At 66.7% G+C, this 17,113-nt stretch carries 10 protein-coding genes; all 10 read left to right on the top strand.

The genetic code is table 11. From position 1 onward, the window contains the following. Position 1 precedes the first annotated feature (1 nt). The 10 genes from galA to H7A87_RS03685 all read left to right on the top strand — a co-directional run bounded on the left by galA (position 2) and on the right by H7A87_RS03685 (position 17,085). The gene (galA, locus tag H7A87_RS03640) at positions 2–2,896 is read left to right on the top strand and encodes a beta-galactosidase GalA (RefSeq protein WP_119129595.1); all 2,895 of its coding nucleotides are present in this window, start codon (positions 2–4) and stop codon (positions 2,894–2,896) included. Beyond that, entirely contained in the window at positions 2,893–5,316 is a 2,424-nt protein-coding gene (locus H7A87_RS03645) for an alpha-N-acetylglucosaminidase (protein WP_119129596.1), read from the top strand. Before galA ends, H7A87_RS03645 begins: the two co-directional genes overlap by 4 nt. A 121-nt stretch (positions 5,317–5,437) precedes the next feature. Beyond that, positions 5,438–6,604 (top strand): heparan-alpha-glucosaminide N-acetyltransferase domain-containing protein, encoded by a 1,167-nt coding sequence (locus tag H7A87_RS03650; protein ID WP_119129597.1) that lies wholly within the window; start codon positions 5,438–5,440, stop codon positions 6,602–6,604. A gap of 256 nt (positions 6,605–6,860) precedes the next feature. After that, a complete protein-coding gene (locus H7A87_RS03655) occupies positions 6,861–7,583 on the top strand; it encodes a GntR family transcriptional regulator (RefSeq protein WP_164739039.1) in 723 nt (240 codons plus the stop codon). A 46-nt stretch (positions 7,584–7,629) separates the two neighbouring features. After that, a complete protein-coding gene (locus H7A87_RS03660) occupies positions 7,630–8,907 on the top strand; it encodes a sugar MFS transporter (RefSeq protein ID WP_104583815.1) in 1,278 nt (425 codons plus the stop codon). Positions 8,908–8,947: 40 nt separating this feature from the next. Next, positions 8,948–10,015, top strand: coding sequence for a LacI family DNA-binding transcriptional regulator (locus H7A87_RS03665; RefSeq protein ID WP_104583816.1), 1,068 nt, complete (start codon positions 8,948–8,950; stop codon positions 10,013–10,015). 5 nt (positions 10,016–10,020) lie between these two features. Beyond that, positions 10,021–11,049 carry an SIS domain-containing protein gene (locus tag H7A87_RS03670; RefSeq protein WP_119129598.1) on the top strand — a complete coding sequence of 343 codons (1,029 nt, stop codon included), beginning with the start codon at positions 10,021–10,023 and terminating at the stop codon, positions 11,047–11,049. 2 nt (positions 11,050–11,051) lie between these two features. Further along, positions 11,052–12,206: an N-acetylglucosamine-6-phosphate deacetylase gene (nagA, locus tag H7A87_RS03675; protein ID WP_119129599.1), complete on the top strand. Its 1,155-nt coding sequence runs from the start codon at positions 11,052–11,054 to the stop codon at positions 12,204–12,206. A gap of 220 nt (positions 12,207–12,426) precedes the next feature. Then, entirely contained in the window at positions 12,427–13,797 is a 1,371-nt protein-coding gene (locus tag H7A87_RS03680) for a S41 family peptidase (RefSeq protein ID WP_180496885.1), read from the top strand. 756 nt (positions 13,798–14,553) lie between these two features. Beyond that, positions 14,554–17,085: a TonB-dependent receptor gene (locus H7A87_RS03685; protein WP_119129600.1), complete on the top strand. Its 2,532-nt coding sequence runs from the start codon at positions 14,554–14,556 to the stop codon at positions 17,083–17,085. Positions 17,086–17,113: the final 28 nt, after the last annotated feature.

Raw genomic sequence — 17,113 nt, forward strand, 5'->3', positions numbered from 1 at the left:
CATGCGCAGGCGTGAGTTCCTTGCCGGCAGCGTCTGCGCCTCGTCGTTGCTAGGCGTGCCGGTGTTGCTGCCAGGCGCAGCGAGCGCCGCAACGACGCGCCTTGGTAGCGGCGACACAGCGCGTCCCGCACCACCGCCAGCGGGCATGGATGACGGCGGCCAATGGCTGGATCTGGACGAAGGTTGGCGCTTCCATGCCGGCGATCTGGCGTTGCCGCGCCTGCTTGCGCAGGATCAGACCTACGACAACGCCAAGGCCGGCCGCGCCTGGGGGGCGGCGGCACCGGACTTCGACGACACCGGCTGGCGGCAGCTGCAATTGCCGCACGATTTTGTGGTGGAGCAGGCGGTGCGCGCCGACGCCAATATCGCGCAGGGGTATCGCCCGCGCGGGATTGCCTGGTACCGACGCACGCTGCGGCTGGACGAGTCCCTGCGCGGCCAGGCGGTGGAGCTGCGTCTGGACGGCATCGCCAGCCATGCCACCGTGTGGGTCAACGGCATGCTGATGGCGCGCAGCTGGAGCGGCTACACCGGGCTGGTCATCGACCTCACGCCGGTCGCGCGCTACGGCAATGCCCTGAACAGCATTGCCATCCGCGTCGATGCCGAGGCCATGGATGGCTGGTGGTACGAGGGCGGCGGCATCTACCGGCACACCTGGCTGGTGCTGCGTGCGCCCTTGCATATCGCCGGCGACGGCCTGGCGGCGGTGCCGCGCGAAGGCGCTGGCGATGTCTGGCAGCTGCCGGCGCAGCTGGACCTGGTCAACAGCGGCGAACAGCCTGCCGAGGCGTGGGTGGATGTGGCGCTGCGCGACCCGAACGGTGCTGTCGTGGCGAGTGGCCAGACGCAACTGCGCGTGGCTGCATTCGGCACCGCGCAGGCGACGGTCAGCGTCGCGGTGGCGCAGCCGCAGCGCTGGAGCGTGGACACGCCGGTGCTGTATCGCCTGCAGGCCAGCGTGCGTGGCGCAGACGGCCGCAGCGACCGTGCCGGGTGCGAAATCGGTTTTCGCAGCCTGCGTTTCGATGCCGACCACGGCTTCTTCCTCAATGGCCGCCCGCTCAAGATCAAGGGCGTCTGCCTGCATCAGGACCATGCCGGCGTCGGGGTGGCGCTGCCCGATGCCTTGCACGCGTTTCGCCTGCAGCGCCTGAAAGCGATGGGCTGCAATGCCATCCGCCTGCATCATGCGGTGGCACCGGAATTGCTGCAGGCCTGCGACCGGCTCGGCATGCTGGTGATGGCCGAGAACCGGCTGTTCAATCCCGCACCCGAGTATGTGGCGCTGCTGCGCAGCGTGGTGCGGCGCCAGCGCAACCATCCCAGCGTGTTCCTGTGGTCGCTGCTCAACGAAGAGCCGCTGCAGGGCACCGCCACCGGTTACGCCATCATGGCGCGCGCCGCCAGCGCGGTGCGTGCGCTCGACGACAGTCGCCCGATCACCGCGGGCATGAACGATGGCATGTTCGCCACCCGCGGCGCGGCCGACGCGGTGGACGTGCTCGGCTTCAACTACCGCCAGTACAACTACGACCGGGTGCATGCCGCGCGGCCGCGCACACCGATGCTGTCCAGCGAGGACACCAGCGCCTTTCAGACGCGTGGCGCATGGTTCACTGATCTGGATGCGCATGTGGTGGCCGAAGACGACAGCCTGGCGGCCGACTGGGGCAATACCCATCGGCGTGCCTGGCAACTGATTGCCGAACGCCCGTTCGTGGCCGGCAGTTTCGTGTGGACCGGCTTCGATTATCGCGGCGAGCCCACGCCGTTCGAATGGCCGTCGGTGGGGTCGTTCTTCGGCATCATGGACCAATGCGGATTTGCCAAGGGTGCCTACTGGTTGCGCCGCGCGTTGTGGATCGACGATGCGCCGGTGCTGCACCTGTTGCCGCACTGGAACTGGCCCGGCCGCGAAGGCCAGCCGATCAAGGTGATGGCGTTCTGCAATGCCGCGCAGGTGGAGCTGTGGCTCAACGGCCGCTCGCTGGGAAAGCAGGTGGTGGATCGGGCGCAGATGAATCAGTGGCAGGTGGACTATGCGCCGGGCGTACTCGAAGCGGTGGCCTGGCGCGATGGCCGCGAGGTGGCGCGAACGCGGGTGGAAACCACCGGCGCGGCGGTCGCGCTGCGGCTCACGCCGGACCGCACCCGGCTACGCGGCGATGGCCGCGATGCGCAACCGGTGACCCTGGAAGCGCTGGATGCGCAAGGCCGCCACGTGCCCGATTGCAATGCATCACTGACGCTGCAGATCAGCGGTGGCCGCTTGCTGGGTGTCGGCAATGGCGACCCGAATGCGCACACGCCCGATCAGGGCAGGCAAGTGGCCTTGTTCAACGGGTTGGCGCAGGCAATCGTGCAGGCCGGGCGTGGCGCAGGCGTGTTACGGCTGCAGGCGCGCAGCGCAGGCTTGCGCGATGCGGTGCTCGAGATCGCGTGCGCGGCCGTGCCGCTGCCAGCCACGGTGCCGATCGTGGCGCCGGTGATGGTGGTCGAGAGCTGGCGCCACACCGCCGCCTTCGCGCAGCCGCCGGCGCCGGATCTGCCGCGCCGCCCCAATGACAACAACAGCTGGAGCAATACGCTGCCCGGCACGCTGGAAACCGCACCCGAACGCGCCGGCTACGTGCTGTACCGCACCGAGGTCACGCCGTGGCAGGGCGTGCAGACCCACGGCGGCATGCTCGATCTGGGTCGTCTCAGCGGGCCGGCGCAGGTGTTTCTGGATGGCCGTGCAGTTGCCCAGGCACCTGCCGGCACGCCGATTCAATTGACGCTTGCACCCGCGACCGGCGCGCGCACGCTGGCGGTGATCCTGCAGGTCGCTGCCGATCAGCCGTTTGGATTCCACGACGTCGTCACCGTGCACTACCGGAACTCGCCATGATTGCCTCACCGTTTTCTCCGTCGACGCCTGTGCGCCTATTCGCCGGTGCCGTGCTGGGCGCATTGCTCTCCATTCCCCTCACCGTGCTGGCCGAGCCGCCCGCACAGGCGGTGCTGCAACGCCTGATTGGCGCACGCGCCGCACAGTTCGAGATGACGATGGCGCCGCGCGGCGATGGCGCGGACTGGTACCGCATCGACGCCGGTGGCGATGCGGTGCGCATTGCCGGCTCCTCGCAGGTGGCCTTGGCGCGTGGCGCCTATGCCTATCTCGGCCAGGCCGGTGCGGCCTCGATGAGTTGGGAGGGCGACCGCGTGGCGCTGCCGGTGCAATGGCCGGCCTACAACAGCGGCCAGGTGCGCACGCCGTTTGCCCACCGCGCCTATCTCAACACCTGCACCTACGGCTACACCACGCCGTTCTGGGACTGGCCGCGCTGGCAGCGCGAGATCGACTGGATGGCGCTGCACGGCATCGACATGCCGCTGGCGATGGAAGGGCAGGAGGCGATCTGGCAGGCGCTGTGGCGCGAGTTCGGCGTGGGCGATGACGCGCTGGCGGAGTATTTCTCCGGCCCCGCGTTCACCCCGTGGCAGCGCATGGGCAATATCGAAGGCTATCGCGCACCGTTGCCGCAGCACTGGATCGACAGCAAGCGCGTGCTGCAGACGCAGATCCTCACCCGCATGCGCGAGCTGGGCATGCAGCCGGTGCTGCCGGCGTTTGCCGGCTACGTGCCCAAGGCATTCGCGCAGGCGCATCCCAACGCGCGCATCTACCGCATGCGCGCCTGGGAGGGCTTCCACGAAACCTATTGGCTGGATCCGCGTGATCCCTTGTTTGCCCAGGTCGCGCGGCGGTTCCTGGAGCTGTACACGCAGGCCTACGGTGCAGGCGAGTTCTATCTGGCCGACGCCTTCAACGAGATGCTGCCGCCGGTGGCCGACGACGGCAGCGACGTGGCCGCCGCCAGGTACGGCGACAGCATCGCCAACTCCGACGCTGCACGTGCCAAGGCCGTGCCGCCAGCGCAACGCGACGCACGCCTGGCCGAGTACGGGCAGGCGTTGTATCGCTCGATCGCGCAGGTCAACCCGCAGGCCACCTGGGTGATGCAGGGCTGGCTGTTCGGTGCCGACAGAGCGTTCTGGCAACCGCAGGCGATTGCCGCGTTTCTCGGCAAGGTGCCGGATGCGCGGTTGATGGTGCTGGACATCGGCAACGACCGCTACCCCGGCACCTGGAAGGCCTCGCAGGCCTTCGACAACAAGCAGTGGATCTACGGCTATGTGCACAACTATGGCGCCAGCAATCCGCTGTATGGCGACTTTGCGTTCTATCGGCAGGATCTGCAGGCCTTGCTGGCCGATCCGGACAAGCGCAATCTGCGCGGCTTCGGTGTGTTCCCGGAAGGGCTGCATAGCAACTCGGTGGTCTACGAGTATCTCTACGCGCTGGCCTGGGAAAGGCCGCAGCAGTCCTGGTCGCAATGGCTCACGCAATACACCCGCGCGCGCTACGGCCGCAGCGATGCGGCCTTGCTGCAGGCCTGGTCGGATCTGGAAGCGGGCATCTACCAGACCCGCTACTGGTCGCCGCGCTGGTGGAACAAGCGTGCCGGTGCGTATCTGCTGTTCAAGCGGCCGACCGCCGACATCGTCGGCTTCGACGACCGTCCCGGTGATCCGAAACGCCTGCGCCGCGCCATCGATGCCTTGCTGCAGCAGGCCGGCCGCTATGCCGATGCACCGCTGTACCGCTACGACCTGATCGAAGACGCGCGGCACTACCTGAGCCTGCATGCCGACCGTCAATTGCAGGCGGTGGTGCAGGCCTACGACGCCGGCGAGTTCGCGCGTGGCGATGCGCTGCTGGCGCGCACCACGCAATTGGTGCAGGGGCTGGATGCACTGGTCGGCGGCCAGCATGAAACCCTGGCCGACTGGACCGGCCAGGCCGCCGCGGCCGCCGGCAACGATGCCGCATTGCGTCGCGCCTATGTCGGCAATGCGCGTGCGCAGGTCAGCATCTGGGGCGGCGACGGCAACCTGGCCGATTACGCGTCCAAGGCATGGCAGGGCATGTACGCGGATTTCTACCTGCAGCGCTGGACACGCTTTCTGCGCGCGTATCGCGCCGCGCGCAAGGCCGGCACGCCGTTCGACGCAGCGGCGGTCAACACGCAGCTTGCAGCCTGGGAACGCCAATGGGCCGAGCAGGACGCGCTGCCGAAGCGACAGCCACCGCGCGATCCCTTGGCCTTGCTGCGTACGTTGCTGGCGCAGGTGGATGCGCAGGATGGCGTGCAGAACGCAGCGGAAAGCGCCAGGCAAGACGCGACGCAAGGCTTCGACCAGGGCAACGTGCAAGAAAGTGCGCACGGCGCCGCGCACAGCACCACGCAAGGAACTGCGCAATGAACAGATCCGCATTGCACCTGATGCTCGCGCAGGGGCACGGTAGCGCCGATGCTAGGACGCAGGGCATAGGCGGCACCTATGCATGTCGTCCCCATCGGCAGTCACTGGGCAAGGAGCTGCGATGAGCGCATACCCATTCCCTGCTGCAGCTGGCACCGCAACCACACCGCCGACGCGCGAACGCTTCCTGTCGCTGGACGTGTTCCGCGGCCTGACCATCTTCCTGATGATCCTGGTCAACACCGCAGGACCCGGCGCGCAGCCATATGCGCAGCTGACCCACGCGGCCTGGTTCGGCGTCACGCTTGCCGATCTGGTGTTTCCCTCGTTCCTGTTCGCCGTCGGCAGCGCGATGAGTTTTGCGTTGGCCACCCGCATGCCGCATCGGCAGTTCCTCGGCCGTGTGGGCAGGCGCGCCGCGCTCATCTTCTTATGCGGCGTGCTGATGTACTGGTTTCCGTTCTTCCATCTGCAACCCGACGGTGGCTGGGCGTTCACGGCGGTCGATCAACTCCGCCTGACCGGCGTGCTGCAGCGGATCGGCCTGTGTTATCTGCTCGCGGCGCTGCTGGTGCGCTATCTGCCGCCACGCGGTATCGCGCCGGTCTGCGTGGCGCTGCTGCTGGGCTACTGGGCAGTGCTGTATGTGTTCGGCCAGCCCGGCGCGGAGTTGAGCAAGACCGGCAATGCCGGCACCCGGCTGGATCTGTGGCTGTACGGGCGCGCGCATCTGTATCGCAAGGATGACGGCTTCGACCCCGAGGGCCTGCTCGGCACGCTGGCGGCCACGGTCAACGTGCTGGCCGGTTATCTGAGCGGGCGCTTCCTGCAGCGGCACGGCAAGACCGCTGCCGCCACGCGCAGCATGCTGCTGGCGGGCGCGGGGCTGGTGCTGCTGGCGCTGCTCTGGCACCCGGCCTGGCCGCTGTCGAAGAAGCTCTGGAGCGGGTCCTTCGTTGCCTGCACTGTGGGCCTGGATCTGCTGGCGCTGGGCGTGCTGGTCTACCTGCTGGAGCTGCGTGGCTGGACCGGCGGCAGCGGGTTTTTCACCGTGCTGGGGCGCAACCCGCTGGCGATCTATCTGTTCTCGGAATTGTTCGTGGTGGTGTTGCGGCTGCTGCCGGCCGGTAGCTCCGGCCTGGACCTCTACGCCTGGGCCGGCATCCGCGTGTTCCAGACCATCGCGCCGGGCCCGCTCGGGTCGCTGCTGTGCGCGCTGAGCTACACGCTGCTGTGCTGGGGCGTGGGCTGGTGGATGGACCGGCGGCGCTGGTACCTGCGGCTGTGACGGCATCGCCAGCCAGGCGATGGCGCAGCCACTGGGCGCCTGCATGCGCCGGTGACGGGAAACGGGCGTTGACCACGGCGTCGTGTCAGCGGGCCGCTGGGCAGCAGGTCAGCGCCAGCCACGCTGCCGGGGCCGACGGCGGCTAATGCGCTGCAGGCAAATTGGTACTATATTGGACCTAACGAATCCAAGTCGGTCCGGAGGACAGGCAATGGCCAAACCGAAAACCGAAGCCAGGACGGACACCGACCCCCGGATGGACGCGCTGACGCTGGATGCCTCCGCGCCGACGCCACTGTATCTGCAACTGGCGAGCAAGCTGGACGAGCAGATCCGCGGCGCGCAGTGGAAGGCCGGCGAAGCGCTGCCGGCCGAGCGCCAGCTGTGCGAGCGGCTGCAGATCTCGCGGGTGACCCTGCGCCAGGCCGTGGACGTGCTGGTCGAACAGGGCCTGGTCTCGCGTCGGCAGGGCGCCGGCACCTTCGTCACCACGCAGATCCAGCATCAGCTCAGCGGCCTGACCAGTTTCAGCGAGACGCTGCGCATCAAGGGCTACGAGCCCGGCACGCGCTGGCTGGAGCGGCGGCTGCGCCCGGCGCATGGCGAAGAGATCCTGCGGCTGGGGCTGTCGCCGGACGCGGCGGTGGCCTCGCTGACCCGCCTGCGCAGCGCCGACGAGCGCGTCATGGCCTACGAGCACGCGGTGCTGCCGCAACGCATCGTCGCCGACCCGCAGCAGATCGGCGATTCGCTCTACAGCTACCTGGATGCACAGGGCACCCCGGTGGTGCGCGCCCTGCAGTATTTCCGCGCGATCAATCTGCCTGCGCGGCTGGCCGAGCACCTGCGCATGAAGACCGGCGAGGCGATCCTGCACGTGGTGCGCGTGGGCTATGCGCGCGACGGCAGTGCGATCGAATTGACCGACACCTATTGCCACAACGATTTCTACGATTTCGTTGCCGAACTGCGTCGCTGATCCAGCGCGGCGCCCCCCAACTGACAACTCAAGAGCCCGCCGATCCATGACTACCGCCAGGCCCGCAAATCCCGTTGTCTCGATCGCCATCGTCGGCGTGCTGTTCTTCATCATCGGCTTCTTCACCTGGATCAACGGGCCGCTGATCACCTTCGTGCGGCTGGCGTTCGACCTCAACGAGGTCAATGCCTTCCTGGTGCTGATGGTGTTCTACCTGTCGTACTTCTTCCTGGCGCTGCCGGCGTCGTGGATCCTCAAGCGCACCGGCATGAAGAAGGGGCTGGCGCTGAGCCTGGTGGTGATGGCGGTGGGCGCGGCCGGCTTTGGCCAGTTCGCCACCCAGCGCTGGTATCCGGGCGCATTGGGCGGCCTGTTCGTGATCGGCAGCGGCCTGGCGCTGCTGCAGACCGCGATCAACCCGTACATCAGCATCCTCGGGCCGATCGAAAGCGCGGCGCGGCGGATCGCGCTGATGGGTATCTGCAACAAGATCGCCGGCATCCTGGCGCCGATCCTGATCGGTTCGCTGGTGCTGCACGGCATCGGCGATCTGTCCGCGCAGGTGGCCAGCGCCGATGCCGGCACCAAGGAACAACTGCTCACCGCCTTCGCCGCCAAGATCCACGCACCGTATCTGGTGATGTCCGGCGTGCTGCTGTTGCTGGCGATCGGCGTGCTGTTCTCGCCGCTGCCGGAGCTGCGGGCCTCCGAGGCCAATGCCACGCCCGGCAGCGCGGCCGGCGTGCAGAAGTCCAGCATCTTCCAGTTCCCGCATCTGTGGCTGGGCGTGCTGTGCCTGTTCGTCTATGTGGGCGTGGAAGTGATGGCCGGCGATGCAATCGGCACCTACGGCCACGGTTTCGATCTGCCACTGGACAGCACCAAGATCTTCACCTCCTACACGCTGGGCGCGATGCTGCTGGGCTATCTGGCCGGCCTGGTGCTGATCCCGCGGGTGATCTCGCAGGCGCGCTACCTCAGCGTGTCGGCGGTGCTGGGCGTGCTGTTCTCGCTGGGCGCGCTGCTGACCCACGGCTATGTGTCGGTGGGCTTCGTGGCCGCGCTCGGTTTTGCCAACGCGATGATGTGGCCGGCGATCTTTCCGCTGGCCATTCGCGGGCTTGGCCGCTTCACCGAGATCGGCTCGGCACTGCTGGTCATGGGCATTGCCGGCGGCGCGATCATTCCGCAGCTGTTTGCCATTCTCAAACAGCACTACGACTTCCAGGTCGTGTTCGCTGCGCTGATGGTGCCGTGCTATCTGTACATCCTGTTCTATTCGCTGCGCGGTTACCGTGTGGGCCTGCCGGCCCAGGCCAAGTGAACCGGGCGGCATGATGCGTTCCGACGAACAAGGTACACCCATGCGCAGGCCCACCATCAAAGATGTCGCCGAGCGCGCCAAGGTCTCGTTGAAGACCGTGTCGCGCGTGATCAACAACGAACCTTCGGTGATGCAGGCCACGCGCGCGCGCGTGCTGCGCGCCATTGCCGATCTGGATTACGAACCGGATCCGTCCGCGCGCAACCTGCGCAGCGGCACGCCGTTCGTGATCGGCCTGGTCTACGACAACCCCAACCCGTACCACATCATCGGCATCCAGAATGGCGTACTGGCCGCCTGCCGCGAAACCGGCTTCGGCCTGCAGATCCATCCCTGCGATTCCACCTCGCCATTGCTGGCCGAAGAACTGGCCGAATGGGTGCAGCGCTCGCGGCTGGCCGGCGTGGTGCTGACCGCACCGATGTCCGAACGCCCCGAGCTGATGGCCGGCCTGGCCGCGCGCGGCATCAAGAGCGTGCGCATCATCGCCGCCACTGACGATCCGGGCGATGGTCCCTGCGTGTATATCGACGACCGTGCTGCCGCCTACGAGATCACCGAGCATCTGGTGCAGCTGGGCCATCAGCGCATCGGCTTTTTGTGGGGCGGCCCGCAGCACCGCTCCAGCGGCGAGCGCTACGCCGGCTACGAAGCCGCGTTGAAGGACTACGGCATCACCCTGGACAAGCACCTGGTGATTCCCGGCGATTACACCTTCGACGACGGCTTCCGTGGCGCGCGCCGCCTGCTGTCGCTGCGCGAGCCGCCGACCGCCATCTTCGGCAGCAACGACGAAATCGCCGCCGGCGTGCTGGCCGCGGCCAAGTCCACCGGCATGAACGTGCCGTACCAATTGTCGATCGCCGGCTTCGAGGACAGCCCGTTCTCGCGCCAGTCCTGGCCGGCGCTGACCACCGCCAAGCAGGCCACCGACGACATCGCACGGCATGCCGCACGCCTGTTGATCAGCCAGTTGCGCAGCGATGCCTACGACGACCAGCCCGCGCAACTGCAGAACCGCGGCTTCGTGCCGCAGCTGGTGGTGCGCGGTTCCACCGCACCGGCGCAGACGCCGGCCGCCAAATCCTTTCCCCCCGAATCCGCCTGAGCCTGATGAGCCTTCCCACCGAAACCGAGACCTTGATGTTCCGCGAGGCGGCGCAGACTGCCGACGTGGTCGCCGCACAGTTCGCCCGTAATGCCGACACCGTTGCCGCACTGGCGCAGTCGCTGCGCGATACGCCGCCGCCGTTCGTGGTGACCTGCGCGCGCGGCAGTTCCGACCACGCTGCGACCTACGCCAAGTATCTGTTCGAAACCCAGCTCGGCATCGTGACGGCCTCTGCATCGCCGTCGGTGGGCTCGGTCTATGCAGCGCCGCTGCAATTGCGCGGCGCGCTGTACATCGTGATTTCGCAGTCGGGCAAGAGCCCGGACCTGTTGCGCAATGCCGAGGCCGCCAAGGCGGCCGGCGCGCGCGTGGTCGCCTTGGTCAATGTGGAGGATTCGCCGCTGGCGCAGCTGGCCGAGGTGGTGATTCCGCTCGGCGCCGGCCCGGAAAAAAGCGTCGCCGCCACCAAGAGTTATCTCGCCTCGCTGGCCGCCGTGCTGCACCTGGGCGCGGTGTGGAAGAACGACCCGGCCCTGCTCGCGGCGGTGGATGCGTTGCCGCAGCAGTTGCGCAGCGCCTGGCAGGCCGACTGGTCCGCACTCACCGCCGGCCTGGTGCCCGCGCACAACCTGTTCGTGCTCGGCCGTGGCCTGGGCCTGGGCGCGGCGCAGGAAGCGGCGCTGAAGTTCAAGGAAACCTGCGGCCTGCATGCCGAAGCGTATAGCTCGGCCGAGGTCAAGCATGGACCGATGGCGCTGGTGGGGCCGGGCTTCCCGGTGCTGGTATTTGCGCAGCCGGATGAAACCGGCGCGGGCACGCGCGCGCTGGCCGAAGAGTTCCGCGCACGCGGCGCACAGGTGTGGCTGGCCGCGCCCGATGGCGATCTGCCGCTCGTCGATGCCGTGCATCCGGCCAGCGCACCGCTGCTGACCGTGCAGAGCTTCTACCGCGCGATCAACGCGCTGGCCCTGCAGCGCGGCCATAATCCCGATCTGCCGCCGCATTTGAACAAGGTCACGGAAACCGTTTGAACATGGATGCTTCCCCGATTCAGGCGTTATGCAATGCACGCGTGCTCACCGACGACGGCCTGCAGGATGGACTGGCCGTATTGCTGGCCGGCACGCAGATCCTGGCGATCGTGGCGGCCGACGATGCGCGTGTTGCGCAGGCGCACACGCGCGTGGATCTGGGTGGCGGCACCTTGCTGCCCGGGTTTATCGACATCCAGGTCAATGGCGGTGGCGGCGTGTTGTTCAACAACGCGCGCGACCCGCAGGCCCTGGCCACCATCGCCGCAGCCCATCGTCGCTACGGCACCACCGGCATGCTGCCGACGCTGATCAGCGACACCGCCGAGGTCATGGCCGAGGCGATCGACGCCACGCGCCAGGCCATCGCGCAAGGCGTACCCGGCGTGCTCGGCATCCATCTGGAAGGCCCGTACCTGAGCCCGGCGCGCAAGGGCACCCACGATGCACACAAGTTCCGCCTGCCCGACGCGCACGAGATTGCCGTCGATACCTCGCTGGACAACGGCGTCACCCTGATCACGCTCGCGCCCGAGCGCGTGCCGCTGGACGATATCCGCGCCTTCGTCGCCGGTGGTGCGATCGTGTTCGCCGGCCACACGGCAGCGACGTACGAGCAGGCGCACGCTGGCATTGCCGCCGGCGTCAGCGGGTTTACCCATCTGTACAACGCGATGTCGCAACTGACCGGGCGCGAGCCCAGCGCGGTGGGCGCCGCACTGGAAGACCCCGCTGTGTGGTGCGGCATCATCGTCGACGGCGTGCACGTGCATCCGGCCAGCCTGCGCCTGGCGCTGGCCGCCAAGCCGCGCGGCAAGCTGTTGCTGGTCACCGACGCCATGCCGATGGTCGGTGCCGACAGCCCCAGCTTCGATCTGTACGGCGAAACCATCACTGCCGTCGACGGCGTGGTGCGCAATGCCGACGGCGCCCTGGCCGGCTCGGCGCTGGACATGGCCACCGCGGTGCGCAACAGCGTGCAGTGGCTGGGCGTGGACCTGGCCGAAGCCGCACGCATGGCATCGACCTATCCTGCGCAATGCATCGGCCTGGGCGACCGGCTGGGGCGCATCGCACCGGGCTACCAGGCCGACCTGGTGCTGGTGGATGCCGATGTGCAGGTGCTCGGCACCTGGGTGGCCGGGCAGGGCGCGTAAGCATATCGGCCGGGCCGCAGACGCCCGCGTCAAGCGGGCTTGATGACTGCGCGACGCCGCATGTGTTGTTCAACCACCGCGGTTGTTGCGCGCGATCTGCGGCTGCAGTGCCCCTCGTCGCCACGTCCGGCGGGTTGGATGTCGCAGCTCGCGTACGGCATGCAGCGCATTCAGATGACTGCTAGAGTTGCGTCCGACCTCAGCTTGCGACGGGTGAAGGATGAACTACGCATGGACGCGATGGTGGCTGCTGCTGAGCCTGTTGTGCAGCGTGCATGCGGTGGCAGCGATTCCACACTGGTACGCGGCTGCCGGTGGCGCTGATTACCAACTGACTGCCGTGCAAGGCGACGTGCAGTCCGGTGAAGGGGCGCAATTGCGTCTGACCGCAGTTGCCGCGCGCACTGCGCCGTTCGGGGCTGCCTCCGCAGCGTTGGACGCGGTTTCCTTGCGCGGCCAGTCGTTGCTGTTGTCCGGTGTATTGGCAACCTCCAACGCATCGCAGGGCGCTACGTTGTGGATGCGCGCCGACGATGCGCATGGCAAACGCCTGGCGTTCGAAAGCTCACAAACCGACCCGGTCGTCGGTACGACGCGTGCAAGCCGCTCCATTGCGCTACAGGTACCGATGGGTGCGCAGAAGGTGTTGATCGGTGTTGTGCTGCGAGGCGATGGAGCGCTGGACGTAAGCCAGCTGCGTTTGATTGCAGAGCCGCTGGCCGATGCGGCATCGGCCAGCGCGATCCTGGATGTCGCCATCCCCGCGATCCGGGAGAACGCCTTGCACAGCGCCCGCATCGATTGGACCACGCGTGAGCCGCAGCTGCGTGCGCAGGCCGCGGACATGCGCGAAGTGGACGCCTATGTCGCCATCGATGCATTGGTCGCCCAGCTCGATGACGGCCATAGTTTCCTGATGCGTCCTTCCAGGCGACATGCCGTGGAAGCCGTTGCACAGCGCGAGCGGCCCACCATGCAGGCGCGTCTGCTGCCATCCGGCATCGCCTATCTCGACGTCCCCGGCCTGATGACGTCCTCCAAGGAAGTCAGCAATGCTTACGGGACATCGCTTGCAACGGCGCTGGATCAAGCCGCCGCACAGGCCAGCTGTGGCTGGATCGTCGATGTACGCAATAACACCGGCGGCACGATGTGGCCAATGATCAACGGGCTGCATCCGCTACTGGGTGATGCAGTGCTCGGCAGCTTTGTCGATGCGGCAGGCAAGCAATCGCCCTGGCGGGCACGATCTTCGGCACGCGCGACTGCCTCGCTGCAAATAGATCGCCCGGTCGCGATCTTGATCGGCCCCAGGACCGCAAGTGCGGGCGAGATGGTCGCGATCTCCTTTCGCGGCCGTGCAAATACGCGTAGCTTCGGTCAGCCAAGCGCCGGCCAGACCACCGGCAATCGCTCTGTGGACCTGCCTGGCGGCGCTGTCCTTGCGATTGCCAGTAGCCACACGCAGGATCGCAACGGGCGTCGCACCGACGGCCGGCTGCAGCCGGATGTCCTGCTTGGCTCGCAGGTGGATATGATCGATGCTGCTGCACAGTGGCTGCGGACGCAGGCCTGCATCCGTTCCAGGTGATCGCCTGTTCGAGGGGCTGACGTATCCGCCAGACATGTGACGATCGACCGGTGTCGGTGCGCTTTCAGCCGTATGGACCCGACGTGGTTGCAATGGCTTGCTTCGCCGCCGAGTGCCGCGATCGCAAGGCGATCTGCAGTGCGCGAACACTGCCTGCGGAACATCAAACGCTTGCACGCACCACATCGATGTCTGCAAACACGCTGCATTGCGGCATTCGGCCGCGCGGCCTATGGCGGCCGTCCTCTAACGGCAGTGGTCTATTCATCGAGGCGAGGGAATGCGGCCACGATTGCGTTGTCATTCCAATATCTGCACTCAAGGCGCGGTTTCAGGCATGAAAGTGGCTATTTGTGTCGTTGAGTTGACAGCGCCGCGTGGGGAAGGCACCTTCGCTGATAACGTTGTCAGCGATCAGGAGCGTGCTCCGACTTCATGAAAGACGTTGCCGGCCGGTCACGCATCGGCCTGGCGCCTTGCCCCGCGCGCCGCCACCGGCCTGCGGGAAGACGCTGCTCGCCGTCCGGTGTACAGGGGGACGGATCGCGGGTGTGGCGCGCGCTCTGCGCGTTCTCAAGCAACCGGACGGTTGCGACCCGACGCATCAGCCAAGAGGTCCACGCAATGCTGCAAGCCCGTGTGTGTGAGTTGTCCCGTGATTCCGCCAACGCTGGCGAGCGTGCACCATGTCGCTCGCGACTGAGCGTTGCCGTCCGTCGCCTGCTGCTGGGTGGCGCTGCCCTTGCCGGTGCCAGCATGCTTCCCGCGTTTGCGCAGGAGGCGGAACCCGCCCAGCAACAGCCGCCCGCGCAGACCAACCCATCGGTGTCCACGCTGGACGAGGTCAAGGTGGTCGGCTATCAGGCCAGCCTCGGCAAGGCACTCAACGTCAAGCGCAATGCCGATGCGATCGTCGATGCGATCAGCGCCGAAGACATCGGCAAATTCCCCGATACCAACGTCGCCGAGTCACTGTCGCGCCTGTCCGGCATCACCGTGGACCGGCAGTTCGGCGAAGGCGAGAAGGTCAGCATCCTCGGCACCGATCCGGCGCTCAACCGTGTGCTGCTCAACGGCCAGACCATTGCCTCCACCAGCTGGGGCGGCGACCCCAACGACCCGGACAGCCGCTCGTTCAACTACAGCACGCTGGCGCCGGAAGTGGTCGGCCTGATGGAGGTCTACAAGACACCGGAGGCGCGCATCGACGAGGGTTCGATCGGCGGCACCGTGATCGTGCACACGCGCAAGCCGCTGGAGCTCGAACGCAATACGCTGACCGGTACGGTGAGCTACGGTTACAACGACCGGTCCGACGAAGGCAAGCCGAACGCGTCAGCGCTGTATAGCTGGAAGAACCAGGATGAAACGTTCGGTGTCCTCACCTCGGTGATGCATTCGCAGCGCGTGCTGCGTCGCGATGGCGTGGAGATCTTCGGCTACGACGATGTCGCCGGCGCTGCGTTTCCGCCGGCCGTGGTCGGCAATAACACCGGCGTGTTTCCGACCTCGATCAACACCGCCTTGTTTCAGCAGACGCGCAAACGCGATGGTGTCAGCGCTGCATTGCAGTGGAAGCCGGATGCCGATTTCGAGCTCAACCTGACCGGCCTGTACGTCAAGGAAAGTTTCGACAACTACAACCAGAGCCGCTACGGGTACTGGGGCTCCAACCCTGGCGATGCGCAGGCGCTGGGCTTCGAGAACGGCGTGGCGACCTCGGGCACCTTCGGCAATCAGTCCACCACATTCCTGGATGGCTACCTGCGCAACAGCGATGTCAGCACCGGCAGCATCCATCTGCGCGCGGACTGGCATGGCGACGGCTGGAATGCATCCAGCCAGGTGGGGTATACCAGTTCGCAAGGCGGCGCCGAGCGCATCTACGGCATCCAGTTCCGTAATCTCGCAGGTTACAGCTACGACATCGACGGGCGCCGCACCGCGATGGACTACAGCACCGACCCCACCAACGCGGCGGCGATGCAACTCAACAACGCCTCGGCCAGCCACAGCCCGCAGTACGACAAGGAGCGCTACCTGCAGCTGGATTTCGACCATGCGGTGGAGTGGGGGCCGTTCACGCAGATCCTGACCGGCATCAAGCTCACCAATCACGCCACCGGGCAGTCGTCCTACAGCCGTACCTGGACACCGAACGACGGCAGCACGCTCGCGGATTTCTCGCCAGGCACCACGCCGTCCGGCTACCTGGACGGGCTGTCCACCAGCGCCGACATGCAACGCTGGTCCACCATCGGCCGCGGTGCGATCGGTCGCTACATCGGGGGCCTGGAAGGCGATGCCGGCCTGCCGATCAGCTACGCCGGCAACTACAGCATCGAGGAGCAGAACCGCGCCTGGTTCCTGCAGGGCAATTTTTCCGGCGAGCGCTATCGCGGCAACATCGGCGTGCGGTACGTGCACACGCGTGATTCCACCGATGGTTTCAGCTACGCGCCCGGTGGCGGCTACACACCGGTCAACTTCCTCAACAGCTACGGCAAGTGGCTGCCGTCGTTCAACATCGCCTACGACCTGCGCGATGACCTGATGCTGCGCCTGGCTGCCTCCAAGGTGATTGCGCGGCCGCGCTACACCAACATGACCCCGTACGTGGCCACCGACGACACCACGCTTACCGCGTCCACGGGCAATCCCGGCCTGAGCCCGTATGAGTCCACCAACCTGGGCGCTTCGCTGGAGTGGTATTTCTCCGACAGCAGCCTGCTCAGCGGCGAGTTCTTCTCGCGCGATATCTCCAACTACATCCTCACCACGGTGGAAGACCGGGTGTTCTTCAACAACGCCACCGGCGGCTCAAGCACCTACCAGACCTCCGTGCCGACCAACGCCGGCGATGCCAAGGTGCAAGGCGTGGCGCTCAACCTGCAGCACAACTTCGGCAACGGGTTCGGCGTGGTGGCCAACTACACCTACTCCGATTCGAAAACCGATGGCGATTACAGCCTGCCGTACAACTCGCGCAACGCCTACAACATCAGCCCGTACTACGAGCAGGGCAAATGGAGCGCACGGGTGAACCTGGGCTGGCGCTCGGAATATTTCACCCAGATCGGTCGCCTCAACGGGCAGCAGATGACCGATGCGTTCACCCAGGTCGATGCATCGTTCGGCTACCAGGCCACCGAGCGGCTGCGCGTGGCGCTGGAAGCCACCAATCTGCTGGACGAAACCTACTTCAGCTACATCGGCAACAAGAACCAGCCGTACTATATCTACAAGAACGGCCGCTCCTTCATGCTGAGTCTGAACTTCAAGCTGTGACGCATGGCCGGGCGGCTGCTGTTCTGCA

The organism is Xanthomonas sp. CPBF 426 (assembly GCF_903989465.1).
Classification (GTDB): domain Bacteria; phylum Pseudomonadota; class Gammaproteobacteria; order Xanthomonadales; family Xanthomonadaceae; genus Xanthomonas; species Xanthomonas euroxanthea.

Excerpts from the sequence above, each read along its gene's own strand:
- galA (WP_119129595.1), top strand. The coding sequence starts at position 2 with ATGCGCAGGCGTGAGTTCCTTGCCGGCAGCGTCTGCGCCTCGTCGTTG.
- H7A87_RS03645 (WP_119129596.1), top strand. The coding sequence starts at position 2,893 with ATGATTGCCTCACCGTTTTCTCCGTCGACGCCTGTGCGCCTATTCGCC.
- H7A87_RS03650 (WP_119129597.1), top strand. The coding sequence starts at position 5,438 with ATGAGCGCATACCCATTCCCTGCTGCAGCTGGCACCGCAACCACACCG.
- H7A87_RS03655 (WP_164739039.1), top strand. The coding sequence starts at position 6,861 with ATGGACGCGCTGACGCTGGATGCCTCCGCGCCGACGCCACTGTATCTG.
- H7A87_RS03660 (WP_104583815.1), top strand. The coding sequence starts at position 7,630 with ATGACTACCGCCAGGCCCGCAAATCCCGTTGTCTCGATCGCCATCGTC.
- H7A87_RS03665 (WP_104583816.1), top strand. The coding sequence starts at position 8,948 with ATGCGCAGGCCCACCATCAAAGATGTCGCCGAGCGCGCCAAGGTCTCG.
- H7A87_RS03670 (WP_119129598.1), top strand. The coding sequence starts at position 10,021 with ATGAGCCTTCCCACCGAAACCGAGACCTTGATGTTCCGCGAGGCGGCG.
- nagA (WP_119129599.1), top strand. The coding sequence starts at position 11,052 with ATGGATGCTTCCCCGATTCAGGCGTTATGCAATGCACGCGTGCTCACC.
- H7A87_RS03680 (WP_180496885.1), top strand. The coding sequence starts at position 12,427 with ATGAACTACGCATGGACGCGATGGTGGCTGCTGCTGAGCCTGTTGTGC.
- H7A87_RS03685 (WP_119129600.1), top strand. The coding sequence starts at position 14,554 with ATGCTTCCCGCGTTTGCGCAGGAGGCGGAACCCGCCCAGCAACAGCCG.